The following is a 24,558-nucleotide window of genomic DNA, read 5'->3' as shown; positions in this document are numbered from 1 at the left end:
TATCAAGTTTAGCGATTTTAATCTTTTGGAAAAATACCTAACATTAGGTATTTTTTGTGACTAAATACCCTAATTATTCAATAAAAAATATGTTTTTTTATAAAAATAAAAATTACAACTTCAATAATTTGATTAAAGATTGAATAAATTAAAATTAGTTTTTATCGAAATAATCCAAGGGAGTGGTTAAATGCAAACACTCCCTTGGATTATTTTTTGGTAGTTTAGGAAAGGTTTCCTGATTTTCAATTGGCATGATTGGTGTACCGCTCGAAGAATTCAATGATTCGCCCCATCCGATCAAGTCGCCTATGAACAGCGCCTGACCTTGATAGCTCATGACCTTCTCCGGGATACCTAACATATTCAACGGGTTTGCCCAATATTTTCAAACTTTTATACAAGAGCTCAGATTGCCTTACACCTGTTCTCAAGTCCAAGTCTCCGTGCTTGATCAATAATGGTGTTTGGATATTCTGTACATATGTTTGTGGGCTGTTATAATCCAATACTTCTTTGATCTCATCTTCCCAAGGATAACCAAAATGATTGGGTACCAATCTCCAAGCATTCCCTTCTCCCATAAAAAAAGTCAATTCATACACGCCCCTTTGAGCAAAAGCAGCTTTGAAACGATGGTCATGTCCTACTATCCAGGCTGTGAGATACCCTGCATACGACCCTCCTGTAAGGAATAATTGGTCTTTGTCTATCCAATCGTAGTTTTCTCCAGCTTGGTCCAGTGCTCCCAATACATCAGATCCCGGACCATCTCCCCAGTTTTGGAAATTTCCCTTTTGAAATGCCTTACCATAACCACCGCTTCCTCTAGGGTTGGCATAGACCAGTCCATATCCCTTGGCTGCCATGACCTGAAATTCATACCACATAGAAAATTCACCAGGCCCCCACATTGCAGAAGGCCCACCGTGCATGTTTAGAATTGTAGGGTATTTTTCTCCCGGTTTAATATCAACAGGTGCCATCACCCAATAATCAATGCTATATCCATCCTCTGTGATCATTTGATGTGCCACAGGTTTGGAAATCTTTTTTCCAGCAAGCCACGATTCATTGAATTTTGTTATTTGCTTTGGATTGCTGTTGCTGAGGTCAGCTGAATAAATTTCAGATGGATTTTCAACCTTGGTCAGGGCATATACCAATTTTTGACCCTTCGTATCAAATCCCGTCACACCCACTGGACCCGATATCACAGGCTCAATTTTGGACTTGTTGATATTGGCTTTCCAAAGACTAAAACCCCCTTGGTTGGCACCGGTAAATAGTAAGTGTATGCTATCATCAACCCATTTCAGGCCGGATACACTTCTGTCAAGCTCTTTGGTTATCCATTGAAAACCAGAAGCATCAGGCCGGATGATTCCAATCATTGACATATTGTATGAAGGCTCTGTCATATTTTGTCCACCAAAAGCAATCCATTTTCCATCTGGAGAAAAGACAGGGTTTCCAACGCGGTGATTTTCCAGAGAGAAAAAAACGTCACTTTTTTTATCTTCTAAATTGATTTTCCAAATTTCTGTATGATTGGTAAGATCAGGATGTTCTGTATTTTTGAGTGAGGAAGCAAGAATGTACTTTCCATCCGGAGACCAGCTCGCTCCAAAATAACTTTGAAAACCATCTGTGACCTGTTCAGTCTTTTTGCTTTTTATATCTAATATATGCAAATGGGAAAAGTAGAGGTCAGGACTGAGATCTGTTTCTCCCAAAAAGTTCAATCTATCAATTACCTTTGGATCGTTTTTACTCGCATTTTTTGCTAAAAAAGCCCTCAATTCTTCTAATGACCCATCAGGATTAGGCTTGATTTCCTCTTTGGCCAGCCCTTTATCAATAGCTTTGTAGTTAGGCTCATCTCCATATTCTCTTCCGGGTCTTTGCATATCCCAATCTGGGATTCCTTCAATTGCCCAAATAGGAAAGGTAATGCTGAAAAGAATTTTGTTCCCATCCGGAGACCAAACAGGATTAGAAACATTATATTTTTCAGAAGTCACCACCTGACTTTCTCCTCCTTTTAGGGGAAGTATCCAGATTTGGCTTTGTCCGTCTTTTGACCTTACAAAAGCTATATTCTCTCCATCAGGAGAAAGTTCAAATGAAGAGATATTATACTCTGATGAAGACAACGGTCGTCCTTCCCCTTCGCCTTTTAAATCTGAAATCCAGATTTGTGATTTGTAATTATATTGGTTTTCAGATTCTGAAGTTATATATTTTTTAAGGTACAATACCTCATCCCCATTATTAGTCAAGGTGTGGTTGCCCGTGCTTACGATTTTTGTCAAATCGGTGATATTTATAATTTCGACATTTTGGCTGAAAACCTGTACATGCCAACTGATACATAGGGTAAGAAATAAGCTTATTTTTAGTTTCATTTTATTGGTTGTTTTTATGGAATTGCAACTGAATATATTTAGATTGAAATTTAGACTAGACTGTGAAAATAAAAGATTAAAATTGTAAAGGCATAAATTTTACAGGACCGTATGGCTTATTTTGAAAAATTGGATATTTCTGTTTTCAGTTTTTTTGATGAATCTCATGATCCAATGATTGTTTTCAGTGAAGATCAGATTGTTTTTGTCAATAAATACTGGCTGGATAATTTTCAGTTTGAATTCAAAAAATGGCAGGAATTTGTCAATAGTGGAGTGAGCCAAAATGAAATGTATAGATTTTTTTTAGGGGGAGAACTTCCGAAATCCGATTTTTTGCGGGCACTAAAAGGAAAAAATAGTATACTGAACAGATTCCAATGGACTTTTGTAAATCTTTCCTCTAACACTGAAAAGCGGTATTGCCTGGCTAAGGGAAAAAGGCACGTCACCTTAGGTGAGTTTATGTATTCCGGAAAGGAAGCTGGTGACTCAATAAGCGCTAAAGAAGAATTGGGGTTTGTTGAGACCATACTCAGAAATAGCCACGACATGTTGGCGATTTTGGACAGTAACAAGGTCTACAAATTTATCAGTGCTTCCATTATCGATAAGTTAGGAGTCAACCCTGAAGATGTCATTGGCAAATCAGTTGATGCTTTTATCGATTCGGAATTGATACAAATAGTAGAAGGAGACTTGAATGACCTTTGGGATGGAAATGATGAGATTAAAATAAATTTTTGGGTAAAGCGTCCTGATGGCCGGAAAGTTTTCTTGGAAAGTTATGCCAAGAACCTATTTAATGATCCTGACGTGGAGGGTATTCTCTTCAGTGCAAGAGATATTACTGACTATCATTTGGCAAAAATATCTCTTGAAAAACGTTATGAACTGGAAAAGTTGATCAATAAAATATCAACTAAATTTGTCAATGCTGATATTCAACAATTAGACATTGTCTTCCAAGAATCGCTTCAAATGCTCGGAGAGTTTGAAATGGCAGACAGGGCCTATATTTTTCTTATACACCCTGAATTGGAAACAATGGAGTATGTTTATGAATGGACAAATGAAGGGATTGATCCGCAGATCGATGAACTTAAATATATTGATATAGAAGAAGAGGCTTACACCATGAAAACACTCCGTAAAGGAGAGATTCTGGTCATTCCTGATGTTGATAATATGCCCAAAACTTTGACCAGAGAGCAAGAGGTATACCGACATCAAGGAATCAAATCTGTACTCTTGATTCCCATTTTTTCTGAAAACAAACTGGTAGGCTTTTTTGGACTTGATGCAGTAAAGGAAAAAAGAGCCTGGACTGAAAAAGACGAATATGTCTTGCGACAGCTGGGAGATATCTATGCAGGAAGTTTCAGCAATCGAGCCATCAGGAAAAGTTTGGACAGGAACGAAAAGCTTTTGGCCTCTACAGAAATACTTGCTAAATCCGGTTCATGGCGCTACAGTGAGTCCAGAAACAAACTGGTTTTTTCTAAAGGTCTAAATAAGATTTTTGAATTGAATGATGAAATCAATAGTGTGGAAATCAGTGAATTGATAAAACTTATTGATCAATCAGACAAAAAAGAACTCTTGAAAAAAGTTAAAATGGCTTTTTTTGATAAGCAAGGAGGTGAAGGTGAATTTTCACTTAAATTACCTAATGGTAGACTGAAGACGATCAGTTATAATATTGTGGTCAGGGATTTAGAAAGATCCGGTGAAATTGAAATTTTTGGAAACTGTACTGATATTACCCACAAAAGAGATGCTGAAAATTACCTCAAACTCCAATCTCAAATCCTGGCACAAGTAGACGATCCGATTTTTGTAACAGATAGCGATTGGAACGTTATTTACCTTAACAAGGCAGCCAAATATGAATGTAATGTTGCACAGAACAAGAAATATATAGGTTTGATTTTTGATCTTTTTGATTTCCTTTCTGAGGATGTAGAAGGCATCAAATCTGAAATTATGCTTTTAAAAAAGTCAGAGGTATTTAAAAAGGAATTAAATCTTAAGCCATTTAATGGGACCGTGCAGCCCTATGATGTATCCATTCAGCCGTTTTTAAATGATGAGGACAATAAATTGGGCTATTCTTTTTTAATCCGAAATCTTTCTGTTTTTCGAAAGCAGGAAGCGCTTGCTAAAAGGGCCAAAATGGTGGTTGAAAATAGTCCAGCGGTGCTATTTACAATTGACCCAAATGATGATTTCAAAATTCTATACATCTCTGAAAATATCAATCAGTTTGGATACCGTGCACAGGATCTTATCGATAAAGTGAATATTCTTGATTTGATCCACCCTGATGACTTGAAAGTATTGATGAATTTTCATCTTAAGGCAGGGGATGAAAAGGGTATTCCTGCATACTCGGGAGAATATCGAATCAGGAAAAGAGATGGAGATTACCTTTGGGTGGAAGACAAATCAAGGGAATTGCTAGATCAGGAAGGAAAAGTAGTTCTGCATGAAGGTATCCTTCAGGACATTACGGAAAAAAAGAAGACCAGAGAAGAAATTCTAAGAAGTCAGGAGAGGTACAGTGTATTGGCTTCAAATATTCCTTATATCAGTGTATTCCTTATTGATAAAGATCTTCGCTACATTGTAGCCCAAGGCCCAACCTTAAATGATTGGGGTATGAAACCTTCAGATTTTGAAGGAAAAACTTTGGCAGAAGTGCATACTTCCAACCTGAGTGAGATTGAACCTGCGGTTAAGGAGGCCTTGTTTAGGAGAAAAGGCATCAATAAAATATTGGTTTTCAGAAGGAGGTATTATGAAATGACCGTCAAACCGATTTTTCATGGAGGAGAAGTTGAATATGCATTGGGTATAATTCGAGATATCAATGAAGAATACAAAGCGAAAGAAAATCTTCAAAAAAGCGAAGAGAAATACAGAAGGCTTGTGGAAGAATCCACAGAAATCATTTTTTCTTTAAATACAGATTTCACCATTACTTATATTTCCCCTAATATCAAGCAGTTTTTAGGGTATGAACTGGAGGAAGTTCTCAATCATAAACTAACCGATTTTCTTCATGAAAGTGACACTTCTGAACTTGCTGAACTTGCGACCAATTCCCTTCATTTTCTCGAACAAAATCAGTATTTGGAATTTAAATTAAGGAGGAAAGATGGTGTTTATAGGATTTTTAGTTCAAATGGGAAAATTGTAACCGGAGAGAACAATCAAATTTTCTATAATGGCATAGCAAGGGACATTACTTTTTTGAAAGAGGCACAAAGAGAACTTTTTTTGGCAAAGGAAAAAGCAGAACAAGCATCCAAGATCAAATCTCAGTTTCTTTCTATAATGAGCCATGAGATCAGGACTCCTATGAATGCAGTAATAGGCATGGCCCATTTACTCATCGATGACAAGCCTAGACCTGACCAATTGGAAAACTTGAAAACTTTGCAGTTTTCTGCAGAAAATTTACTGGGATTGATCAATGATATTCTTGATTATACCAAAATAGACTCTGGAAAGGTTGAGTTGGAACATGTTGATTTCGAAATTAAAAATGTCATCAACAGGATTATTCACTCCTACTCTTACCAAGCCAAAGAAAAAGCATTGGACATCATTCTGGAATATGATGATGAAATACCCAATAAGTTATTGGGTGATCCAGTAAGACTGGGACAAATTGTTAACAACCTGGTCTCAAATGCCGTCAAATTTACTCCTAAAGGCTTCATTAGGATTGCTTTAAGAAGAATTGATGAGGACTCAGAGGAAATAGCGATTAAATTTGATTTTGAAGATTCAGGAATTGGAATTCCTGAAAATAAATTAGAATCTATTTTTGAAGCTTTCACCCAAGCAAGTGCAGAAACAACAAGGAAATTTGGGGGTACAGGTCTTGGATTGGCAATAGTAAAAAAACTGGTTGCCTTATTTGGTGGAGATATACAGGTGAAACCAAGATCCGGTGGAGGCACTTTGTTTACTTTTGTAATCCGGTTTAAAAAAATCAAAGCCTTTTCTGATATTCACTTTCAGCGAATTGAATCTACAGAAAAAGACTTAAAGTCAGCGAAAATATTGGTGGCTGAGGATAATCTTGTCAACCAAATGATGATCCATAAATTTTTGATAAAATGGGGTGTGAAGGAGGTGGTGATAGCGGAAAATGGCAAAGTAGCCATAAAGGAATTTGATGCCAAAGAATTTCATTTGGTATTATTGGACCTTCAAATGCCGGAAATGGATGGATTTGAGGTTGCTGCATATGTGAGAGCTCATCAAGACCCGATCAAGAGTAGCTTACCGATTATAGCATTAACGGCATCTTCTTTGATTGATGTGAAACAACAACTGGAAGATGTAGGAATGGATGACTTTATTCCCAAACCATTTAATCCTGACAACCTTTATGCCAAGATCATAAAGTATTTGAACAGATAATTTTAAAGTATAGGAGATAAATATGCCATTATGCTTTATTTTTGAGGTGAAACACCTGTCTATGAAGTTTATTCCTTTATTGCTGATTACGTTTTTTTTACAAATGGGACTTTTTGCACAAGGGCCCAATACCAATAGGTCTACAATGTATTTTACTTATGGAAATACAGGATCCAATCTCCGTGAGTTCAATGATATGTTGGAAAACAAGGGTTTAAGCCCAATGAGAAAAGGGTACAATAACTTTAATTTAGGCTATCAGGCAAGATACAATGATTTCATTGTAGGACTGGAGTTATCTCAAAATCCTGGACCTGCCTCAAGATTTAATGGTTACGATATTGATTTCAGGACTACTCGGTTCATGCTTAATCTTGGTTTTGCTTTTACTGAGGAAGGCCGATTTCAGTTGATCCACTATATGGCAGTGGGTTCAGGATTCTTAAATTTCCAAATGCTAAGAGAAAATGAAGCAGGAAATATAGATGCCTTTTTAACTTCTCCTCAGCAGGGTTTTATTCTTAGGGATGGTAATATTCATAAGAGTTCCTTACAATTCAGAGGCTTTTTGACTGAATTTGGGTTTCATCTGAGCTATGATGTACCCATACCTGGGAGGGATGAGGCGATGGCTTTAATAGGGCAATTTGGATATTCTTTTAGTCCTTTTGAAGATTCGTGGAGTCAAAATGGGATAAGTTTCGGTAATATTCAGTCTGGCGCTTTTTTAAGGTTTGGGGCTGGGTTGACTTTACCGGATTATAGTTATTTTTATAAGGATGCTACCATAGGCGCTCACTTCTTATACGGGCTGCATTTTACCACTCCCGATGCACTTAATTCGCATCTCGAGGACAATGGTCTGCGCCCGTTTTCTGGCAGACCTAACAATTGGGGTTTAAAAATCATGGGTTACAGCAGAGAGCTACTCTATGGAGTGGATGTATTCAACTTAGGCTATGGGGGACAGGCTTCAGCAACTCAAAACCATACACTTAACTCTGTCAGAGTCTATGCTAATGGTGGAATGAAGTTCCTTGATTTAAGGAATATTGAAATGGGGGCACTGCTTGGTTTGGGTTTGGGTAACCTCAGGTATACCCTGACCTCAATAGATAAACCGGATTTCCCTCGTCTTTTTGAAGAACCTGACTTTGATGGACGGTTAAGAAGTTTTGGGGCTATGGGAAAACCCGAAGTTTTTTTTACTTATGGATTTCCCCTTTCCAAAAGAAAAATATTTGATTTTATTTTGGGTGTTCATGCCGGATATGAAGTCCCGCTTACGCCCTATAATTTTCTAGGATTGCCCATGTTCAAATACATGGCCAATCCTTATCTTCAATTCAGTGTTGGAATAAGACCTTGATGATCTAGTCTTCTATTTCTACAATCAGTTCTATTTCCACAGCAATGTTCATGGGAAGGGAGTTTAAACCTACCGCAGATCTCGCATGTTTGCCTTTTTCCCCAAAAACTTCGACCATGAGATCAGAAAAGCCATTAATGACTTGTGGTTGTTGGTTGAAATCCGGCCCACAATTCACCATACCCAATACCTTTACGATCCTTTTCACTTTATTGAGGTCACCCAACTCTTTTTTTAATACTGCTAATTGGGCTATTCCCACCAAGCGTGCAGCCTCTCTGCCTTCTTCAATATCAAGATCCTCACCTACTTTACCTGTTATGTAAGAACCATCTGAGAGACTTGGACCTTTTCCAGCTAAGAACAATAGGTTGCCACTGCGTACCGCATTTACGTAATTGGCCACTGGAGAACTTGGATCAGGGAGTACAATACCCAACTCTTCCAACTTTAATTCCGGATTCCATGAATCAGATGTTTTCAGATCATGTAAACTGGAAGATTGCGGGTTACAACTCATCAGGCTAATACATAAAAGAGCAATTATTGATATTTTCATGAGCAATGTTTTTTATTTCTAAATTAACGTATGAATTCCGTAAATCAAATTTTAAGATAAAATATGGAATTTGTTAAAAGCCCTTGTCCTTATTGATTTTTGATAAGCTGATTTTGAAGAAAATTAAAAAAAATGAATAAAATTCAAGATTAGGCTTTAACTTTGAGCTTGCTTATCGAGAAAGACCGAGGGATGGGCCCTACGACGTCTTAGCAACCTGAATTGCAAGGTGCTAATTCCCCTTCCGGAAACGCCGGAAAAAGATGAGCGGAAGAACTTTCTTTTTCGACCGGTTATTCTCGCATAAGCTTTTTAATTCAGATCAAATGAACAGAAGCGAGTTATTACTTTCCATAGCAAAGAAAAAAGTGTTGATCCTAGATGGTGCCATGGGTACTATGATTCAGCGGTATCAACTTTCAGAAGAAGATTTTAGAACACCTGATTTGGCTGATCATCCGAAACCGTTAAAGGGCAATAATGACCTGCTATCTCTTTCCAGACCGGATGTGGTCAAAGCTATCCATGCTGCTTATTTGGATGCTGGTGCTGATATTCTTGAAACCAATACTTTTAGCGGAACTTCCATAGCCCAAGAGGATTATGGACTCCAGCATCTTGCATACGAGATCAATTTTCAATCGGCAAAAATAGCGAGAGAAGTAGCAGATGCTTTTACATTAAAAAACCCTGATAAACCCCGATTTGTTGCAGGAGCTTTGGGGCCAACCAACAAAACAGCTTCTCTTTCTCCTGATGTGAATGACCCCGGTTATCGAGCCATTAGTTTTGATCAGTTGGCCGAAGCCTACAAAGAGCAGGTCAAAGGCCTTTTGGATGGAGGAGCAGATATCTTATTGGTAGAGACCATTTTTGATACGCTGAATGCCAAGGCAGCATTATTTGCTATTCAGGAAGTATTCGAGGAAAGAAATATACCCTTAAATCCTGAAGAAGGAGGCATACCCATTATGATTTCAGGTACCATTACCGACGCTTCAGGGAGGACCCTGTCAGGACAAACCACTGAAGCTTTCCTGATTTCTGTATCCCATGTTCCTTTATTTAGTGTGGGCTTGAATTGTGCCTTAGGGGCGAAGGAATTACGCCCTTACCTGAAAGTTTTGGCAGATAATACACCGTTTTTTGTCTCCGCTTACCCCAATGCCGGCCTTCCAAATGAATTTGGCCAATATGATCAAGGAGCCACAGAAATGGCAAATCAGGTGGAGGAATTCTTGAAAGAGGGCCATGTCAATATTCTGGGCGGCTGCTGTGGGACTACCCCCGAGCATATTGCTGCTATCGCCAAATTAGCCGAAAAGTACCAGCCAAGGAAAGTTGAATTAGTAAACACGGGAGATGAGTAAGATCCAAAAACATAATACATTGAAATTATCGGGCTTGGAACCATTGGTTTTCACCCCCGAAATCAACTTTGTAAACATAGGCGAAAGAACAAATGTAACCGGATCCAAAAAATTTGCACGCTTGATCCTCAATGGTCAATATGATGATGCTTTGGAAGTTGCATTGGATCAGGTCAGGGGAGGAGCTCAGATTTTAGATGTTTGTATGGACGAGGGAATGCTGGATGGTGTGGCAGCCATGCAGAAATTTTTGAACCTTATCGCCTCCGAACCAGAAATAAGCCGCATCCCCATAATGGTGGATTCTTCCAGATGGGAGATTATTCTTGCCGGATTAAAATGCATTCAGGGAAAGGGAATAGTCAATTCCATCAGTCTGAAAAACGGAGAAGAGGAGTTTATAGACCAAGCCAAAACCATTAAAAAATTTGGAGCTGCTGTAGTAATCATGGCTTTTGACGAAGAAGGGCAGGCAGATACTTACCAAAGAAGGGTTGAAATATGTAAAAGGAGTTATGAGATATTGGTCAATAGGGTCAACTTTAACCCTGATGATATCATCTTTGACCCCAATATTTTTCCTGTAGCCACGGGCATGGATGAGCATAGACGAAATGCCTTGGACTTTTTCCTCGCGACCAAATGGATCAAGGAAAATCTCCCAGGTGCCAAGGTCAGCGGTGGAGTGAGTAATGTAAGTTTTTCATTCAGGGGAAACAATCCTGTGAGAGAAGCCATGCATGCAGCTTTCCTTTATCACGCAATCAAACATGGCATGGATATGGGAATTGTCAATCCATCCATGTTGGAAATTTATGATGATATTCCAAAAGACCTATTGGAAAAAGTGGAAGATGTTTTATTTGACCGGAAGGAAGATGCCACCGAAGCCTTGTTGGCATTTGCAGAAACGGTCAAATCAGATGGAAAGAAAGAAGTGGTTTCAGAAATTTGGAGAGAAGAGCTTGTTGAAAAACGAATTGAATATGCTTTGGTAAAGGGGATAATTGATCATATAATTAAAGATACAGAAGAGGCAAGATTGAAGTACCAAAATCCGCTCAAAGTAATTGAAGGCCCTTTGATGGATGGCATGAACGTAGTGGGAGATCTTTTTGGCGAAGGTAAAATGTTTTTACCCCAGGTAGTCAAGTCTGCTAGGGTAATGAAAAAAGCTGTAGCTTATTTGGAGCCCTTTATGCCCAAAGTTGGAGATTTGGATTATAATCAGGAACAAAGCAGTATTAAAAAGATTTTATTGGCTACGGTCAAAGGAGATGTTCATGATATTGGGAAGAATATTGTCGGTGTTGTCCTTGCCTGTAACAGTTACCAGATCATTGATTTGGGCGTGATGGTTGATGCCCAAAAGATTATTGACGAAGCTGTTAAAAATAAGGTGGACATTATCGGCTTAAGTGGCCTAATCACCCCTTCCTTGGATGAGATGGTCCATGTAGCCTCAGAAATGGAAAGAATGGGTTTGAAAATCCCGCTTTTAATTGGTGGCGCAACCACCTCCCGAATTCATACGGCTGTTAAAATAGATCCTGTTTACAGTGGAACTGTTATTCATGTTACCGATGCTTCCAAATCCGTTCCTATAGCTGGTGAAGCGATTTCTGAAGAAACCAAAGCTGCTTATCACCAGGAAATAAAGCAATTGTATAGGGACTTGAGAATAGCGCATGAAGCCAAACAACAGGTCAAACAATTGGTTAGCTATGATGCAGCAAAAAGTAATCCTGTATTTATAGATTGGGATGCCTATGAGCCTATAGTACCTGCCAAAGAAGGGCTTACTGTTGTGGAAAGTCTGGATCTGAATATTTTAAGGAAATACATAGATTGGACACCTTTTTTCAGTACATGGATGCTATCAGGGAGATTCCCTAAAATCCTGGAAGACCCGATAGTAGGAGATGAGGCCAAGCGTTTGTTTGAAGATGCCAATCAAATGTTGGATAGGATTATCAAAGAAAACTGGCTACAGGCCAAAGCTGTATTGGGACTATTCCCAGTTAAAAGGGATGGGGATGACCTCCGGGTTTTGGGGATGTCCAAGGATTTTGTATTCCATTTTCTGCGCCAGCAAGGAAAAAAAGGTAAAGGAGTTCCAAATAGGTCACTTATAGATTATATCCATCCCGAAAAGACCGATTATTTTGGAGGTTTTGCGGTAACTGCAGGTTGGGGAATCGAGGAAAAATTAAAGGAGTTTCAGCAGAGTCACGATGATTATCATGACATCATGTTGAAAGCTTTGGCTGACCGTCTTGCGGAGGCTGGAGCAGAATACCTGCATGAGCTTGTCAGAAAAGAAATTTGGGCCTATGCCCCTTCTGAATTTTTGGAGAATGAAGCGCTGATTAAAGAAGAATATGCAGGTATTCGTCCTGCACCCGGGTATCCTGCATGTCCTGAACACTCAGAAAAAAGAACCTTATTTGATCTTTTGAAGGTTGAGCAAAACATAGGGATCACCTTGACGGATAGTTTTGCCATGTACCCTACTTCTTCAGTAAGCGGGTTTTACTTTGGTCATCCGGAGAGTAAGTATTTTGGATTGGGAAAAATCGGAGAAGATCAGGTGATAGATTATGCTATGAGGAAAGGCGTGAGCAAGGCTCAGGCTGAAAAGTGGCTTTCACCCAACTTGGCGTATTCGCCATCTTTAAAAGTTCAAGAACAAGAATTATGAAAATAACGGAATATATCGAACAGGCCAAGAAGCCGCTTTTTTCCTTTGAGATTTTACCACCATTGAAAGGTCAAAGTCTTAAAGATCTTTGTGAGGGGATTGAGCCTTTAATGGAATTTAATCCGCCATTTGTAGATGTGACCTATCACAGAGAAGAATTTATTTATAAAAAACACCCCAGCGGATTACTTGAAAAAGTGTCAACAAAAAAAAGACCTGGAACAGTGGGTATCTGTGCGGCCATCATGAACCGTTTTAAAGTTGAAGCCGTACCACATTTATTATGTGGTGGATTTAGTAAAGAGGAAACTGAAAATGCGCTGATAGATCTTAATTTTATTGGAGTCGAGAATATCCTGGCTTTGAGAGGCGATGCACCCAAGAGTGAAAATAAATTTATCCCTGAACCCAATGGTCATGCGTACACCAAAGATTTAGTGAAGCAAATTGTCAATATGAATCATGGAAGGTATTTGCATGAAGAAACTGAAACAGGATTTCACACGGACTTTTGTGTTGGGGTAGCTGGTTATCCTGAAAAGCATTTCGAAGCCCCGAGTATGAAATTTGACTTGAAGTACCTTAAAGAAAAAGTGGATGCCGGTGCAGAGTACGTTGTAACTCAAATGTTTTTTGATAATAAAAAATACTTTGAATTTGTCGAAAAGGTTAGAAGCTTAGGAATCACAGTTCCTGTCATCCCAGGCATCAAACCGATAACGACCTTGGGACAGATAACCATGTTACCGAGGACTTTTTTCTTGGATTTGCCGGATGCTTTAATGGATGAATTGGAGAAATGCAAAACCAATGCAGAGGTGAAAGATGTGGGAGTGGCTTGGGCCATTGAACAAAGTAAGGAGTTGATTGCCAATGGGGTGCCAGTCTTGCATTATTACACCATGAGTAAGGCGGAGGCAACGTATAGGATTGCCAAGGAGGTGTTTTAAATCGCCGTTGTCAATAGTTTTTAACTCTGGACTGTTGATTTATGAGCTTTCAGCTCAATCAAAAGACTTTGAAATCCATAATTCTGACTATTGTAATTACATTTTAGGAAAAATATTGGCTTGAAAATAGTTTACAATAGGCATTAGTTGTAAATTCATTTCTTTGTAAGCTATTGTGAAACTAAATAAGGCCTTTTTCTTTTTTTTTATATTCATGATGGGATTATTTCCCGTTTCATGTGACTTGTTTTGCTTTGATGAATGTGCATGTGGAAGATTACCTACTCCGAGAAATTTTGTAATCGATTCGATGATAGTTGGAATAATTGCCAATAATCAAGATGCCGACCCCGATCAAGGATATTCAGTAGATGATTTGGTCATTCGAGTATTGCCCAGTGAAGTTACGTATACTCATGCTGCTTCTACCACCCCCAGTTTTTCTATTTTTTCACAAGCCTTTGCCTGTTCTCCTATTCCTCCAGGTTCCGCACATCCTTTGAAGTCCATCAAATTCATCTCAAATACAGCTTTCTTTTGGAATGGACGTATGATTCGTGAAACTGAGGAAATTACTGACCTTTTTAGAGTGGCAGGATTCGGTTCTGATACATCTTTTGAATCTTTGATTCGCTATCGATTTAATTTTTTGGAACAAATTCCATTAGATATTCGCATAAAAGAACAGCCTTCGGAAGAGACAGGTCTTGATATAAACTTGAAAATCACCTTGAGTGATGATCGGGAGTTTGTGTTTGAAGGATTGAGGTTTAGGGTCAAATAGAAATTAACCTTACTGCACTAATTTTTCCATGATTTTAGCAAGTTGACCTGAAAGGTTTTTTCTTGAATAGTTCTCGATCAAAATTTTGTTTTCTGCCTTTTCAGAGGGTTTAAACTCTTGCAAAAATGTAATAATCTTTTCCACTTGGTCTGCTTGGAAGACTTTACCGGCCTGAGCCCGATTGATAATGGTCGCTGCATCTCCCTCAGGATTTCCCAAGCCGATGATGGTCTTTCCGCTAGCCAGGTATTCAAAAAGTTTGCCCGGAATATTTCCTTTGGCGTTTTTTGTAATGGTCAGAATCAGTAATAGTAAATCCGATGATTGATAATATTCAAAAACCCGTTGATGGGATACATATCCTACAAACTCCACATGGGACTTGAGCCAAATATCCTTCTTTACGTAATCTTCAACAGTGAGGGAAACTTTGCCAACAAATCTCAACCGAACTGTTTTTGAATTGTTTTCAAAGGCTTTCTTGAATGCATCCAAGAAGGGTAGGGGGTTACGAATGGCATCAATTACCCCTGAATATACGATCTCGATATCCTTTTCTTTCAAGGAGTCTACCTCTGCTTGCTTAGGAAAATCAGCTCCATCAAAACCATTAGTTAGGAGATGAATTTCTCGTTGAGCTAGATTGGCTAAGTCTTTCTGGAAGGTAGGACTAATGGTTGTTATGGCATTGGCTTGCATTAGCACTTTTTGCTCGAGTTTTCGGTGGTACTTGCGTACCCAAGGCAGCATGGGCAAGGTATCCAGAAATTCCCATTGACTCCAGGGATCTCTAAAATCTGCCAGCCAAGGAATACCTGTTTTTTCATGCAACCTTAATCCAATCAAATGCATGCTATGGGGTGGCCCTGTGGTAATGATGGCTTGATACTGACCTTTTTTTATGGCTTCTTCCAAAAAACTTACCGAAGGTTTAACCCAAAATACCCTAGGATCAGGGATAAGTAAATTGGCCCGTAACCAAATGCTGAGCCGGTCCAAAACTGATTTTTCTTTCTTTTCTAAAATCTTTGCGGGGTCTCCTGAGGGGGCTGATTTGAGTTTACGGAAAATCCCATAAGGTTCCCATATAGGGAATTTGATCACCTCCAATTGAGGGGAAATATCTTTTTCCAAGGAAGGATCCTTCAGCTCAAAATCCGGGTTTTCAGGAGTAAAAATCACCGGTTCCCAGCCGTATTCCGGTAGGTATTTGGCAAACTTGAGCCAGCGTTGTACTCCCGAACCTGCGGATGGAGGCCAATAATAAGTAATGATTAGTACGCGGCGAAGGCTCAAGGTTTTATCGGTTTTATAATTACTTCAGGATTAAGATATAGAAAAATGCACCCATAGAAAGAATGCTTACCAAAGGTGATGGATATCGGCCTTGAAGTATTTGTTGTATACTGCCCGTACCGCCTCCATTTGACCAGCACTAATTGAAGGTAAATCCATGGCATGTAGATTCGCCCTCACCTGTTCAACTTTCGAAGCACCTGGAATGACTGTACTGATCTGTGGAAACATCAGTATCCAGCGTATGGCCCAGGCGAATAAAGGTTCATTTCCTTTGAAGATTTCCCTAAGCTCTTCTACTGCGTCCAATCCTTTTTGATAATCAATTCCAGAAAAGGTTTCCCCTTTGTCAAAAGCTTCTCCATTTCTATTGAAAGTTCTGTGATCTTGGGGATCAAAACTAGAAGAAGGTGAAAATTTTCCTGTCAGCAAGCCACTTGCAAGTGGTACCCTGGCAATTATGCCATAATCTCCAATTTTTGGCTCCGTAAATAGTTCTTCCAAAGGCTTGTGCCGGAACATGTTGAAAATGATCTGAATACTGGAAACTATATCATATTTCATTGCAGCCTTTGCTTCATCCACTTTTTCCACACTAACACCCATTGCTTGGATTTTACCTTCTTCCTTTAGTCTTTCAAAGAGTTCAAAAATTTCATCCCTTTGGTAAACAGGTGAGGGGGGACAATGCAATTGAATCAGATCAATGGTTTCTAATCCTAAATTCATCAGTGAGGATTCTACATAATTTTTGAGAACTTTAGGGGTATAGCCATCATTATTATGTGGATTGATCTGCCTTCCGCATTTTGTAGCTACAAAAACTTTTTCTTTTCTCTCCCCAATCACTTTGCCTACAGCTTTTTCACTCAGCCCCCCATCGTAGACATCGGCTGTATCTATGAAATTAATTCCTTGATCGATTGCACTGTGGATTATTTGATAAGCAGTTTTCTCATCGAATGATCCTCCCCATCCACCTCCGACTTGCCATGTACCAAGTGACACTTCTGAAACATCCCAACCTGTTTTCCCCAGTTTTCTGTACTTCATAGAATTGACTTTTATTGATATGCTTGTTTCAACAGGCAATTTAAATTTTTATATTTAAAGCCTTTAACAATATTAATATGAAATCAAGAAGAAAATTTCTACAAACCTTGACTGTAGCCGGTGCTGCAGCCAGTTTACCTATTGAACTTATGGCAGAACAAGCGAAAAAACAAAAAATGATCCACCAGGTATTTTTCTGGTTAAATGATGGGGTCGATGTAAAGGATTTTATTAAAGAAGCTTCTCAACTTGGCAAGTGTAAAACAGTTGACAAATTTTATATAGGAACTCCTGCACCAACTGAAGCAAGGGATGTAGTAGATAATAGCTATCAAGTAGCATGTACCTTATTTTTTGACAGCATTGAAGATCAGAATGCCTACCAGGTTGACCCTTTGCACCTAAAATTTATTGAAAAAAATTCAAACAAATGGTCAGCTGTAAAAGTATATGATTTTGTAATATGAATCATTTAAGTTATAGCCTTGTTTTCTAGGTTGAAATAAAGTTACAAATGCGAAGAATTAAATTTAGCCTTTTTGGAATTTTGATGAGTTTGGTCATCTTCTTTCCGGCATGTAATCCAGAAACGGATGATGTAGCTCCAATAAAAGTTGAAAATGTTGTCAAAAAGGCCATTTTTGATAGTATGAGGGAGTGGTACTATTGGACAAATGAACTTCCAGCTACTTTGGACCTGGGTCAATTTTCCAATAATCAAGAGGTTTTGGATCAACTCAGATTTAGACCTTTGGACAGATGGTCTTACCTCACCACAAGGGCGGAGTTCAATGCAGCCTTTACTGGTCAGGCATCCGGTGCTCATGGATTCAGCTTTAGTTTTGATCAGGATGAAAGACTATTTGTTGCTTTCGTTTTTGATAGTGGGCCTGCAGGTCTGGATGGCTGGAGAAGGGGATGGGAGTTTATCGAAATTAATGGCAGACCTATTTCTTCTTACAGAAACAGTAATGGTAGTTATTCCTTTGATTTAGGACCAAACACCATTGGAGTTCAAAATACTTTCAAATTCAGGTTACCAGACGGATCTGAAACTACAAGAACTATTGATAAAGCTGCTTTTCAGACCAACTCGGTTTTGCACAAGGATGTTTATGAAATAGGAGGCAAGAAAATAGGCCATTGGGTCTATCAAAGTTTCAGGGCTACGCAAGGTTTATCACCTACCCGTAGTCAGGAAGTGGAGGATTCATTTGCATACTTCGAATCAGAGGGAATTGATGAATTGATTATTGATCTGAGGTATAATGGTGGAGGATCCGTGGCTGTAACGGAACAGATTTTAAACTATTTGGCACCTGCATCTGCATCTGGCAGAGCTATGTATACCAATAGACACAATCCTAACAAATTTGATAATAACAGGACTGTAAATTTCAATAAAAAAGGGTCACTTGAATTGGATAAAATTATTTTTATTACTTCAAGAAGCTCCGCTTCTGCCTCTGAATTGTTGATCAATTGTCTTGAGCCATACATGAATTTGTTTTTGATAGGAGACAATACTTTTGGCAAACCGGTTGGATCTTTCCCACTTTCAAGCTTTAACAGAGTTTTGAGTGAAAATGATGTAGAGCTCGTACCCATTACATTTGCTATAGCCAATGCAGAAGGAAGAGCAGACTACTTCGATGGTTTTCCGGTTGATATACAAGTTGGGGATGATCCTTCCAGAGATTGGTCTGATCTGAATGAAATGAGATTGGCTGCTGCCCTGGATTATGTGGGTAACGGTTCGATTTCGGCGCGCATGATAAATTCCTATTTCAAACCAGTATGGGAAATGATTGATGCCTTTGAGGGCTTACAAAAAGAGTTTCCTATGTATTGATGAGTTGAATCATGTAAGTGATAAAAGATGAAATACCTTGATGCTTATTTAGGGCCTGCTGAAAAAAATCTTAGTGGCGTTAAATCATCACATAAAGAATATTATTATTGATTAAAGTTCAAGGTTTTTAAGCAACATATGTTAAAACCTTGGCACTAAAATATCAAATTATGATATTTATAGCTTAGCCTCAGGCACAACATCTTCTTCGTTGGCTTTAGCTCGAAGTATAACAATACATCTTCGCTTTGCCGCCTGGAATATGTTGCACCTGAGGCTTTTTCAGCAGCCCCTATATATCAATCTGAGCGGCATCAAGGTTTTTTTATAATTTTATATCTGTTAAATCACGGATATGCATTAGTCTTCAGTGTTCTCCCAATCTCCTCTGTTTTTAATGATATCATAAGCCTGGAGTAAAGCAGCTCTCATAGATCCTTCCTCAGCAATTTTTTTACCTGCAATATTATAAGCTGTTCCATGGTCTGGCGAAGTCCTCACTATGGGCAAACCAGCGGTAAAGTTTACTCCGGTTTCAAATGCAAGTGACTTGAAAGGGATAAGACCCTGATCATGATACATGGCAAGAACCCCATCAAATTTCTTTTGGTGCATCATACCAAAAAAACCATCTGCTGGATAGGGCCCAAAAACCAAATGCCCTTTATCTTTGTATTCTTTGATTACTGGCTTGATTATGCTTTCTTCTTCTTCGCCCAGTAGCCCGTCTTCCCCTGCATGGGGGTTGAGACCCAAAACAGCAACTCTGGGTTTATCAACTCCAAAATCCTCTTTCAAAGATTTCAACATAATATCCAGTTTTCTTTTGATATTCTCTGCTGTGACATGATTGCTTACTTGGCTTAATGGAAGGTGTCCTGTAACAAGGCCTACCCTGATATCCTCTGCAACCAAAAACATCAGACTTTCTTTACTTTCAAAAGCCTGGGTCAGGTATTCCGTATGGCCAATAAACTTTTTTTCCGGTGAGTTGACATTATTTTTATTTAATGGCGCTGTAACCAAACCATCAATTTTTCCACTTTTAAGGTCATTGATGGCATGTTCTAAAGCCGATAGGGCCATTTTACCAGCTTCTTGTGTTTCCACTCCAGGAATAACTTCCGGGCTTTCTTCGATGACATTGATAACATTCACTTTTTTGTGGTGTACTTCATCAATATTTCTGATCTGCATGAAGTTAAAGTCCTCGAATTCTAGCTGTTTCCTATAAAATGTAAGTACTTTGCCATGGGCGTAAATGACGGGAGTGATTAATTTTTGGAGTCTGTTGTCCAAGAGTGCCTTGATGGTTACTTCTGGTCCAATTCCATTGATGTCACCTATACTTATACCTATGACAGGCTTATTTTTTCTTGGGTTCATTTATTTTGAAATAACTGGTTTTAATAATCGTTTTCTCAATTATATCTTCTTTAGGCTTAAATACATTCTTTTTTGTCATGAAAAACATAAAAAGAATGAGTTCTGAAATTATAGTAGCCCTTTGTGAGAATTCTCTTATTTTTGAATTGCAATTTAAATAAAATAATCTTAGTAAATCCAATGCAGAAGGTCAAACCCAAAAAACACCTTGGTCAACATTTTTTGACCGATCTCAGTATTGCTGAGAAAATTTCCAGGGCTTTGACAGGTCATCTGGATACCAAAAAGGTGCTTGAAATTGGACCAGGAATGGGTGTACTTACTGACTTCCTGCTTGAAGATGATTGGGAACTATATTTGGTGGATATAGACACTGAGTCGATACGCTACCTTCATCAAAGATACCCTAATTTAGGAACCAAAATCATCGAAGGAGATTATCTTAAGCAAGATTTTTCGATATTGATGAAAGGATCTTATGCCGTTATTGGTAACTTCCCATACAATATTTCTTCACAGATTTTTTTTAAGATTCTAGAAGAAAGAAAGCATGTGACTGAAGTGGTTTGTATGCTTCAAAAGGAAGTTGCTCAGCGAATCGCTTCTCCCAAAGGCAATAAGGATTATGGAATTTTGTCAGTATTGCTACAGGCTTATTATGATATTGAATATCTTTTTTCTGTAGCTCCTGAAGTTTTTGATCCTCCGCCAAAGGTAAATTCAGGAGTTATAAGGTTAAAAAGAAATGCTATTGAACAGTTAGGTTGTGACGAAAAATTGTTCTTTAGGGTCGTCAAGCAGGGATTTGCGACCCGTCGGAAAACCTTAAGGAATGCCCTTAAGCCGCTGGGGATTTCTGAATTGATGAAGGAAGATCCAGTTTTGGATAAAAGAGCGGAACAGCTGGATGTTCAGGAATTTGTTATCTTGACCAAAAAACTGCAGGAATCTTGGAACCAATAAAATCATTTGAACTATCCAAAGAGTACCTGGAAAGCCTCCGGGAAGCTATAGAAAAGAAGGACAATGACTTTATCATAGAGTCATTAGATGGTGCCAATGTTGCAGATATTGCGGCCTTACTGGATGAACTCAATTTAGAAGAGGCTATTTATGTGATCAGGTTATTGGAGTCTTCTATTGCTGCAGATATCCTCATTGAATTGGATGAAGATTCACTTGTGAAAGTGATAAGGGAAATGCAAGCTTTTGAATTGGCAGCGCTGATTGAGAAAATGGACTCAGATGACGCAGTGGATATACTCATCTTGATGCCAACCAAGGAAAGGGAAGATGTGATTTCCTACCTGCAAGAAAAGGAGAAATCTGCAAATATCCTGGATTTGTTGCGTTATGATGAGGATTCTGCTGGGGGTCTAATGGCCAAAGAATTTATCAAAGCCAATCAGAATTGGAACGTTGTCCAGACTATTGAGGAAATCAGGAGGCAGGCAGAAAAGGTAGAAAAAATTTACTCCATTTATGTAGTGGATAACAGACAGCATTTGTTGGGAAGAGTCTCCCTGAAAAAAATCATTTTGGCATCTTCGGACACTAAGATTTCTGATATTTATGAAGCAGATTTGATATCTGTTCCTACTCATATGGATGGGGAAGATGTTGCCGAAATCATGAGAAAGTATGACTTGGAATCAGTACCAGTAGTCAATGCAAAAAATAAGTTGGTAGGAAGGATTACCGTGGATGATATACTTGATTTGATCAGGGAGCAATCAGAAGAGGATATTCAGGCCATGTCAGGTATTTCAGCGGATGTCGAAGAATCAGATTCTATTTTCAGAATTTCCAAAGCAAGATTACCATGGTTGTTGATCGGAGTTATGGGAGGACTGATGGGAGCACAAATTATCAGCTTTTTTGAAGAAGGCTTAAGCAAATATATTGCACTGGCATCTTTTATTCCTTTGGTGGCAGCCACTGGAGGAAATGTGGGAATTCAATCTTCTTCATTAGTCGTTCAGACCCTTGCTTCCAAGTCTGTATTCAATGATACTCCATGGCAGCGGTTTATAAAAGGCGTGCTGATCGCCTTACTCAATGGCCTTGTTCTTGGCAGTTTTGTTTTTGGAGTGGTTGTTTTTATATATGGTTTTGAAAGTATATTTGGGCTTACCATTGGACTAGCGATGTTTTGTGTTGTCCTCTTGGCTTCTTTTATGGGTACGGTAACGCCTTTGATACTGGATAAATTTGGAATCAATCCCGCAATAGCCTCTGGTCCTTTTATTACCACAGCCAATGATCTTTTAGGTCTTGCGGTTTATTTTGGTGTGGCTGTCGCTTTGCTTAAATTGTGATCAATTATGCAATCAAATCAAAAGCAACGCTGGTATACAGTTTCCGAGATAGGCATACAATTTCAAAGACCCCAATCTGATTTTATTGATTGGGAAAAAATAAAAAAGGTTGAAATTGTAGATGATGTTAAAGCCAGGCATCCCAGATCCACTTTTACTATTGGGCTTTTGCTCATCAGTTCCGTGTTGATCTTGATTCCATTACAACGTTACGGTCTCCCTATCATCAATCAAGGGGTTGGTTGGATTTGGACCATTACTTTATTGCTTTTTTACCTCTTAATGATGGGGTTGGGATTGTGGTTTATAAGAAATGCCTTGGTGAAAAGACCTGTGCTCAAATTCCATTTTAAAAAAGGGGGCTATGAGGTGATCGTTTTAGGAAAACACTTTGGTAATGATGATTCCCAGGACATCATTGGCGCACTTACTAAATACTTGGGAGCAAATAATGTTGTTTTTGCCAAGCAAGTGGCCTGATTTTTAAGGTTTTGATTGCTATGAATAATTATTCCAATTCTATGAAAAAAGTGCTAATTATAGATGAAATGCACTTATCTATTATTCCACTATTGGAGAATGAAGCCTTTCAGGTAGATTATTCTCCACAGATCTCTAGAGCTGAAATTTTAGAGATTATCCATGAATATGTCGGTTTGATCATCCGTTCTAAAACACCGATTGACAGAGAATTGCTTGAGAAAGCGGAAAGGTTAAGGTTTATCGGCCGTGCTGGAGCAGGTTTGGATAAAATTGATCTGGAATTTCTGGAGCAAAAAGGTATTTTACTTTTTCATGCCGCCGAAGGCAATATGGATGCCGTTGGGGAACATGCTATTGGAGGGTTGTTGGCTATCTTTAACCATGCCAATAGAGCAGATTTGGAAGTGAGGAAAGGGATTTGGAAAAGGGAGGAAAATAGAGGGGAAGAGTTGAAAGGCAAAACGGTAGGCATTATTGGTTATGGCAATATGGGTTCTGCTTTTGCCAAAAAACTCAGGGGCTTTGATGTACAGATTATGGCCTATGATAAATATAAAACCGGATTTGGAGATAAATTTGTGGAGGAAGTAGGTTTTGAAAACCTGGTGGATAAGGTGGATGTTTTGAGCCTTCACGTGCCATTAACTCCGGAGACAAGAAATTTTTTGACTTTGAAAATTCTCCAAAAATTTAAAAACCCCATATACCTTATCAATACAGCAAGAGGAGAAATCATTTCCTTTGCAACTTTGAATAAATCCTTGGATTTAGGTATCATTAGAGGGGCTGTGCTGGACGTTTTGGAAAACGAAAAATTCAATACATATACACCTGCTCAAAAACTTGAATTTGAGCAATTGGCAGCTCGTGAAAATGTGATTTTCAGCCCGCATATTGCCGGTTGGACCTTTCAGTCTTATGAAAGGATCAATGAGGTGCTCATAGAGAAGATAAAAGGGAGCGGTATCATTTATAACGCCTGAACAGCCCTGCCTTTATAATCTTTATCGGCTCATATTGCTTTCTGTACTGGATTTAATTATCTTTGTCTGACAATATAACAATTGTAATAGAAGAAACGGTCCCGCAAAGCAGGACCGTTTCTTCTATTTTTCATAGGCTTAGAAAATTTTAATACCATGGGAAAAATACAGTATTACACTGAAGAAGGATTGAAGAAATTGAAAGACGAACTTCATGAACTGAAAACCAAAGGCCGTACGGATATTGCAAAACAAATCGCTGAAGCAAGAGATAAGGGAGACCTGAGCGAAAATGCTGAATATGATGCCGCCAAAGACGCTCAAGGTTTATTGGAATTGAAAATCGCTAAACTGGAAGCTGTGGTAGGGAATGCCCGTGTGATGGATAACTCTAAAATGGATACTTCCAAAGTTGGGATTCTATGTACTGTAAAAATCAAGAACGTCAAAAACGGTATGACGGTCGCATATACTTTGGTGTCAGAAGAAGAAGCTGACCTTAAAGCTGGTAAAATATCTTTGGCTTCACCTTTCGGGAAAGGACTCTTAGGTAAAACTAAAGGGGAAATTGCCCAGATCAATGCCCCAGCCGGGATGCTCGAATTTGAG

Annotated in this window: 18 protein-coding genes and 1 riboswitch; of the genes, 13 read left to right on the top strand and 5 right to left on the bottom strand. The window is 38.7% G+C overall.

The features are described from left to right. Positions 1-245 precede the first annotated feature (245 nt). The gene (locus tag QZT73_RS15020) at positions 246-2,408 is read right to left on the bottom strand and encodes a S9 family peptidase (RefSeq protein ID WP_291789018.1); all 2,163 of its coding nucleotides are present in this window, start codon (positions 2,406-2,408) and stop codon (positions 246-248) included. Between the two features lie 111 nt (positions 2,409-2,519). Between QZT73_RS15020 and QZT73_RS15015 the strand changes: the two genes are divergently transcribed. Both QZT73_RS15015 and QZT73_RS15010 read left to right on the top strand, forming a co-directional pair. Beyond that, entirely contained in the window at positions 2,520-6,845 is a 4,326-nt protein-coding gene (locus QZT73_RS15015) for a PAS domain S-box protein (protein ID WP_291789016.1), read from the top strand. Positions 6,846-6,906: 61 nt separating this feature from the next. After that, positions 6,907-8,214, top strand: coding sequence for a hypothetical protein (locus QZT73_RS15010; protein ID WP_291784624.1), 1,308 nt, complete (start codon positions 6,907-6,909; stop codon positions 8,212-8,214). Between the two features lie 4 nt (positions 8,215-8,218). Here QZT73_RS15010 and QZT73_RS15005 read toward each other — a convergent pair whose 3' ends face one another. Then, complete coding sequence (locus QZT73_RS15005) at positions 8,219-8,773, bottom strand: RidA family protein (protein ID WP_291789014.1); 555 nt, start codon at positions 8,771-8,773, stop codon at positions 8,219-8,221. A 169-nt stretch (positions 8,774-8,942) separates the two neighbouring features. Continuing rightward, a riboswitch (SAM riboswitch) is annotated at positions 8,943-9,043 on the top strand. 56 nt (positions 9,044-9,099) lie between these two features. Here QZT73_RS15005 and QZT73_RS15000 point away from each other — a divergent pair. From QZT73_RS15000 to QZT73_RS14985, 4 genes are all read left to right on the top strand, one after another. After that, positions 9,100-10,143, top strand: coding sequence for a homocysteine S-methyltransferase family protein (locus QZT73_RS15000; RefSeq protein WP_291789012.1), 1,044 nt, complete (start codon positions 9,100-9,102; stop codon positions 10,141-10,143). Next, a complete protein-coding gene (gene metH, locus QZT73_RS14995; protein WP_291789010.1) occupies positions 10,136-12,844 on the top strand; it encodes a methionine synthase in 2,709 nt (902 codons plus the stop codon). The genes QZT73_RS15000 and metH overlap by 8 nt, the downstream gene beginning before the upstream one ends. Further along, entirely contained in the window at positions 12,841-13,794 is a 954-nt protein-coding gene (gene metF / locus QZT73_RS14990) for a methylenetetrahydrofolate reductase [NAD(P)H] (protein ID WP_291784615.1), read from the top strand. The genes metH and metF overlap by 4 nt, the downstream gene beginning before the upstream one ends. Before the next feature lie 310 nt (positions 13,795-14,104). Beyond that, positions 14,105-14,578, top strand: a complete 474-nt coding sequence (locus QZT73_RS14985; protein ID WP_291784614.1) for a hypothetical protein — start codon at positions 14,105-14,107, stop codon at positions 14,576-14,578. A 9-nt stretch (positions 14,579-14,587) separates the two neighbouring features. On the opposite strand, the gene QZT73_RS14980 is transcribed toward QZT73_RS14985, so the two are convergent. Both QZT73_RS14980 and QZT73_RS14975 read right to left on the bottom strand, forming a co-directional pair. Next, positions 14,588-15,874, bottom strand: coding sequence for a glycosyltransferase family 4 protein (locus QZT73_RS14980; RefSeq protein WP_291789008.1), 1,287 nt, complete (start codon positions 15,872-15,874; stop codon positions 14,588-14,590). A gap of 66 nt (positions 15,875-15,940) precedes the next feature. After that, the gene (locus tag QZT73_RS14975) at positions 15,941-16,927 is read right to left on the bottom strand and encodes an aldo/keto reductase (protein ID WP_291781855.1); all 987 of its coding nucleotides are present in this window, start codon (positions 16,925-16,927) and stop codon (positions 15,941-15,943) included. Between the two features lie 77 nt (positions 16,928-17,004). Here QZT73_RS14975 and QZT73_RS14970 point away from each other — a divergent pair, with 77 nt between their 5' ends. Both QZT73_RS14970 and QZT73_RS14965 read left to right on the top strand, forming a co-directional pair. After that, positions 17,005-17,394: a Dabb family protein gene (locus QZT73_RS14970; RefSeq protein ID WP_291789006.1), complete on the top strand. Its 390-nt coding sequence runs from the start codon at positions 17,005-17,007 to the stop codon at positions 17,392-17,394. A gap of 47 nt (positions 17,395-17,441) precedes the next feature. Further along, positions 17,442-18,779, top strand: coding sequence for a S41 family peptidase (locus QZT73_RS14965; protein WP_291781850.1), 1,338 nt, complete (start codon positions 17,442-17,444; stop codon positions 18,777-18,779). 360 nt (positions 18,780-19,139) lie between these two features. Here the strand turns inward: QZT73_RS14965 and pdxA are convergent, their stop codons facing one another. Continuing rightward, on the bottom strand, positions 19,140-20,165 hold the full coding sequence (gene pdxA / locus QZT73_RS14960) for a 4-hydroxythreonine-4-phosphate dehydrogenase PdxA (RefSeq protein ID WP_291781847.1): 1,026 nt from the start codon (positions 20,163-20,165) through the stop codon (positions 19,140-19,142). 180 nt (positions 20,166-20,345) lie between these two features. On the opposite strand from pdxA, the gene rsmA reads away from it, so the two are divergent. The 5 genes from rsmA to greA all read left to right on the top strand — a co-directional run. After that, a complete protein-coding gene (gene rsmA, locus QZT73_RS14955; RefSeq protein ID WP_291781844.1) occupies positions 20,346-21,128 on the top strand; it encodes a 16S rRNA (adenine(1518)-N(6)/adenine(1519)-N(6))-dimethyltransferase RsmA in 783 nt (260 codons plus the stop codon). Continuing rightward, positions 21,116-22,483 (top strand): magnesium transporter, encoded by a 1,368-nt coding sequence (gene mgtE / locus QZT73_RS14950; RefSeq protein ID WP_291789005.1) that lies wholly within the window; start codon positions 21,116-21,118, stop codon positions 22,481-22,483. Before rsmA ends, mgtE begins: the two co-directional genes overlap by 13 nt. A gap of 6 nt (positions 22,484-22,489) precedes the next feature. Beyond that, positions 22,490-22,963, top strand: a complete 474-nt coding sequence (locus QZT73_RS14945; protein ID WP_291781838.1) for a hypothetical protein — start codon at positions 22,490-22,492, stop codon at positions 22,961-22,963. Positions 22,964-23,004: 41 nt separating this feature from the next. Continuing rightward, a complete protein-coding gene (locus QZT73_RS14940; RefSeq protein ID WP_291789002.1) occupies positions 23,005-23,949 on the top strand; it encodes an NAD(P)-dependent oxidoreductase in 945 nt (314 codons plus the stop codon). A 156-nt stretch (positions 23,950-24,105) separates the two neighbouring features. Next, the coding region (gene greA, locus QZT73_RS14935; protein ID WP_291789001.1) for a transcription elongation factor GreA at positions 24,106-24,558 on the top strand (453 nt) is incomplete at its 3' end.

Origin of the sequence: Cecembia sp. (assembly GCF_007126775.1) — a bacterium.
Lineage (GTDB): Bacteria > Bacteroidota > Bacteroidia > Cytophagales > Cyclobacteriaceae > Cecembia.
Note: the sequence above shows the minus strand (reverse complement) of the source record. Positions and strands in the feature narration are given on the sequence as shown.

What these genes read in the sequence shown, in the direction of transcription:
- QZT73_RS15015 (WP_291789016.1), top strand. Translation starts at nt 2,520, where the DNA reads ATGGCTTATTTTGAAAAATTGGATATTTCTGTTTTCAGTTTTTTTGAT.
- pdxA (WP_291781847.1), bottom strand. Translation starts at nt 20,165, where the DNA reads ATGAACCCAAGAAAAAATAAGCCTGTCATAGGTATAAGTATAGGTGAC.
- rsmA (WP_291781844.1), top strand. Translation starts at nt 20,346, where the DNA reads ATGCAGAAGGTCAAACCCAAAAAACACCTTGGTCAACATTTTTTGACC.
- QZT73_RS15005 (WP_291789014.1), bottom strand. Translation starts at nt 8,773, where the DNA reads ATGAAAATATCAATAATTGCTCTTTTATGTATTAGCCTGATGAGTTGT.
- metH (WP_291789010.1), top strand. Translation starts at nt 10,136, where the DNA reads ATGAGTAAGATCCAAAAACATAATACATTGAAATTATCGGGCTTGGAA.
- QZT73_RS15000 (WP_291789012.1), top strand. Translation starts at nt 9,100, where the DNA reads ATGAACAGAAGCGAGTTATTACTTTCCATAGCAAAGAAAAAAGTGTTG.
- QZT73_RS14945 (WP_291781838.1), top strand. Translation starts at nt 22,490, where the DNA reads ATGCAATCAAATCAAAAGCAACGCTGGTATACAGTTTCCGAGATAGGC.
- QZT73_RS14985 (WP_291784614.1), top strand. Translation starts at nt 14,105, where the DNA reads ATGATAGTTGGAATAATTGCCAATAATCAAGATGCCGACCCCGATCAA.
- QZT73_RS14965 (WP_291781850.1), top strand. Translation starts at nt 17,442, where the DNA reads ATGCGAAGAATTAAATTTAGCCTTTTTGGAATTTTGATGAGTTTGGTC.
- QZT73_RS14970 (WP_291789006.1), top strand. Translation starts at nt 17,005, where the DNA reads ATGAAATCAAGAAGAAAATTTCTACAAACCTTGACTGTAGCCGGTGCT.
- QZT73_RS14940 (WP_291789002.1), top strand. Translation starts at nt 23,005, where the DNA reads ATGAAAAAAGTGCTAATTATAGATGAAATGCACTTATCTATTATTCCA.
- metF (WP_291784615.1), top strand. Translation starts at nt 12,841, where the DNA reads ATGAAAATAACGGAATATATCGAACAGGCCAAGAAGCCGCTTTTTTCC.
- QZT73_RS14975 (WP_291781855.1), bottom strand. Translation starts at nt 16,927, where the DNA reads ATGAAGTACAGAAAACTGGGGAAAACAGGTTGGGATGTTTCAGAAGTG.
- QZT73_RS15020 (WP_291789018.1), bottom strand. Translation starts at nt 2,408, where the DNA reads ATGAAACTAAAAATAAGCTTATTTCTTACCCTATGTATCAGTTGGCAT.
- QZT73_RS15010 (WP_291784624.1), top strand. Translation starts at nt 6,907, where the DNA reads ATGAAGTTTATTCCTTTATTGCTGATTACGTTTTTTTTACAAATGGGA.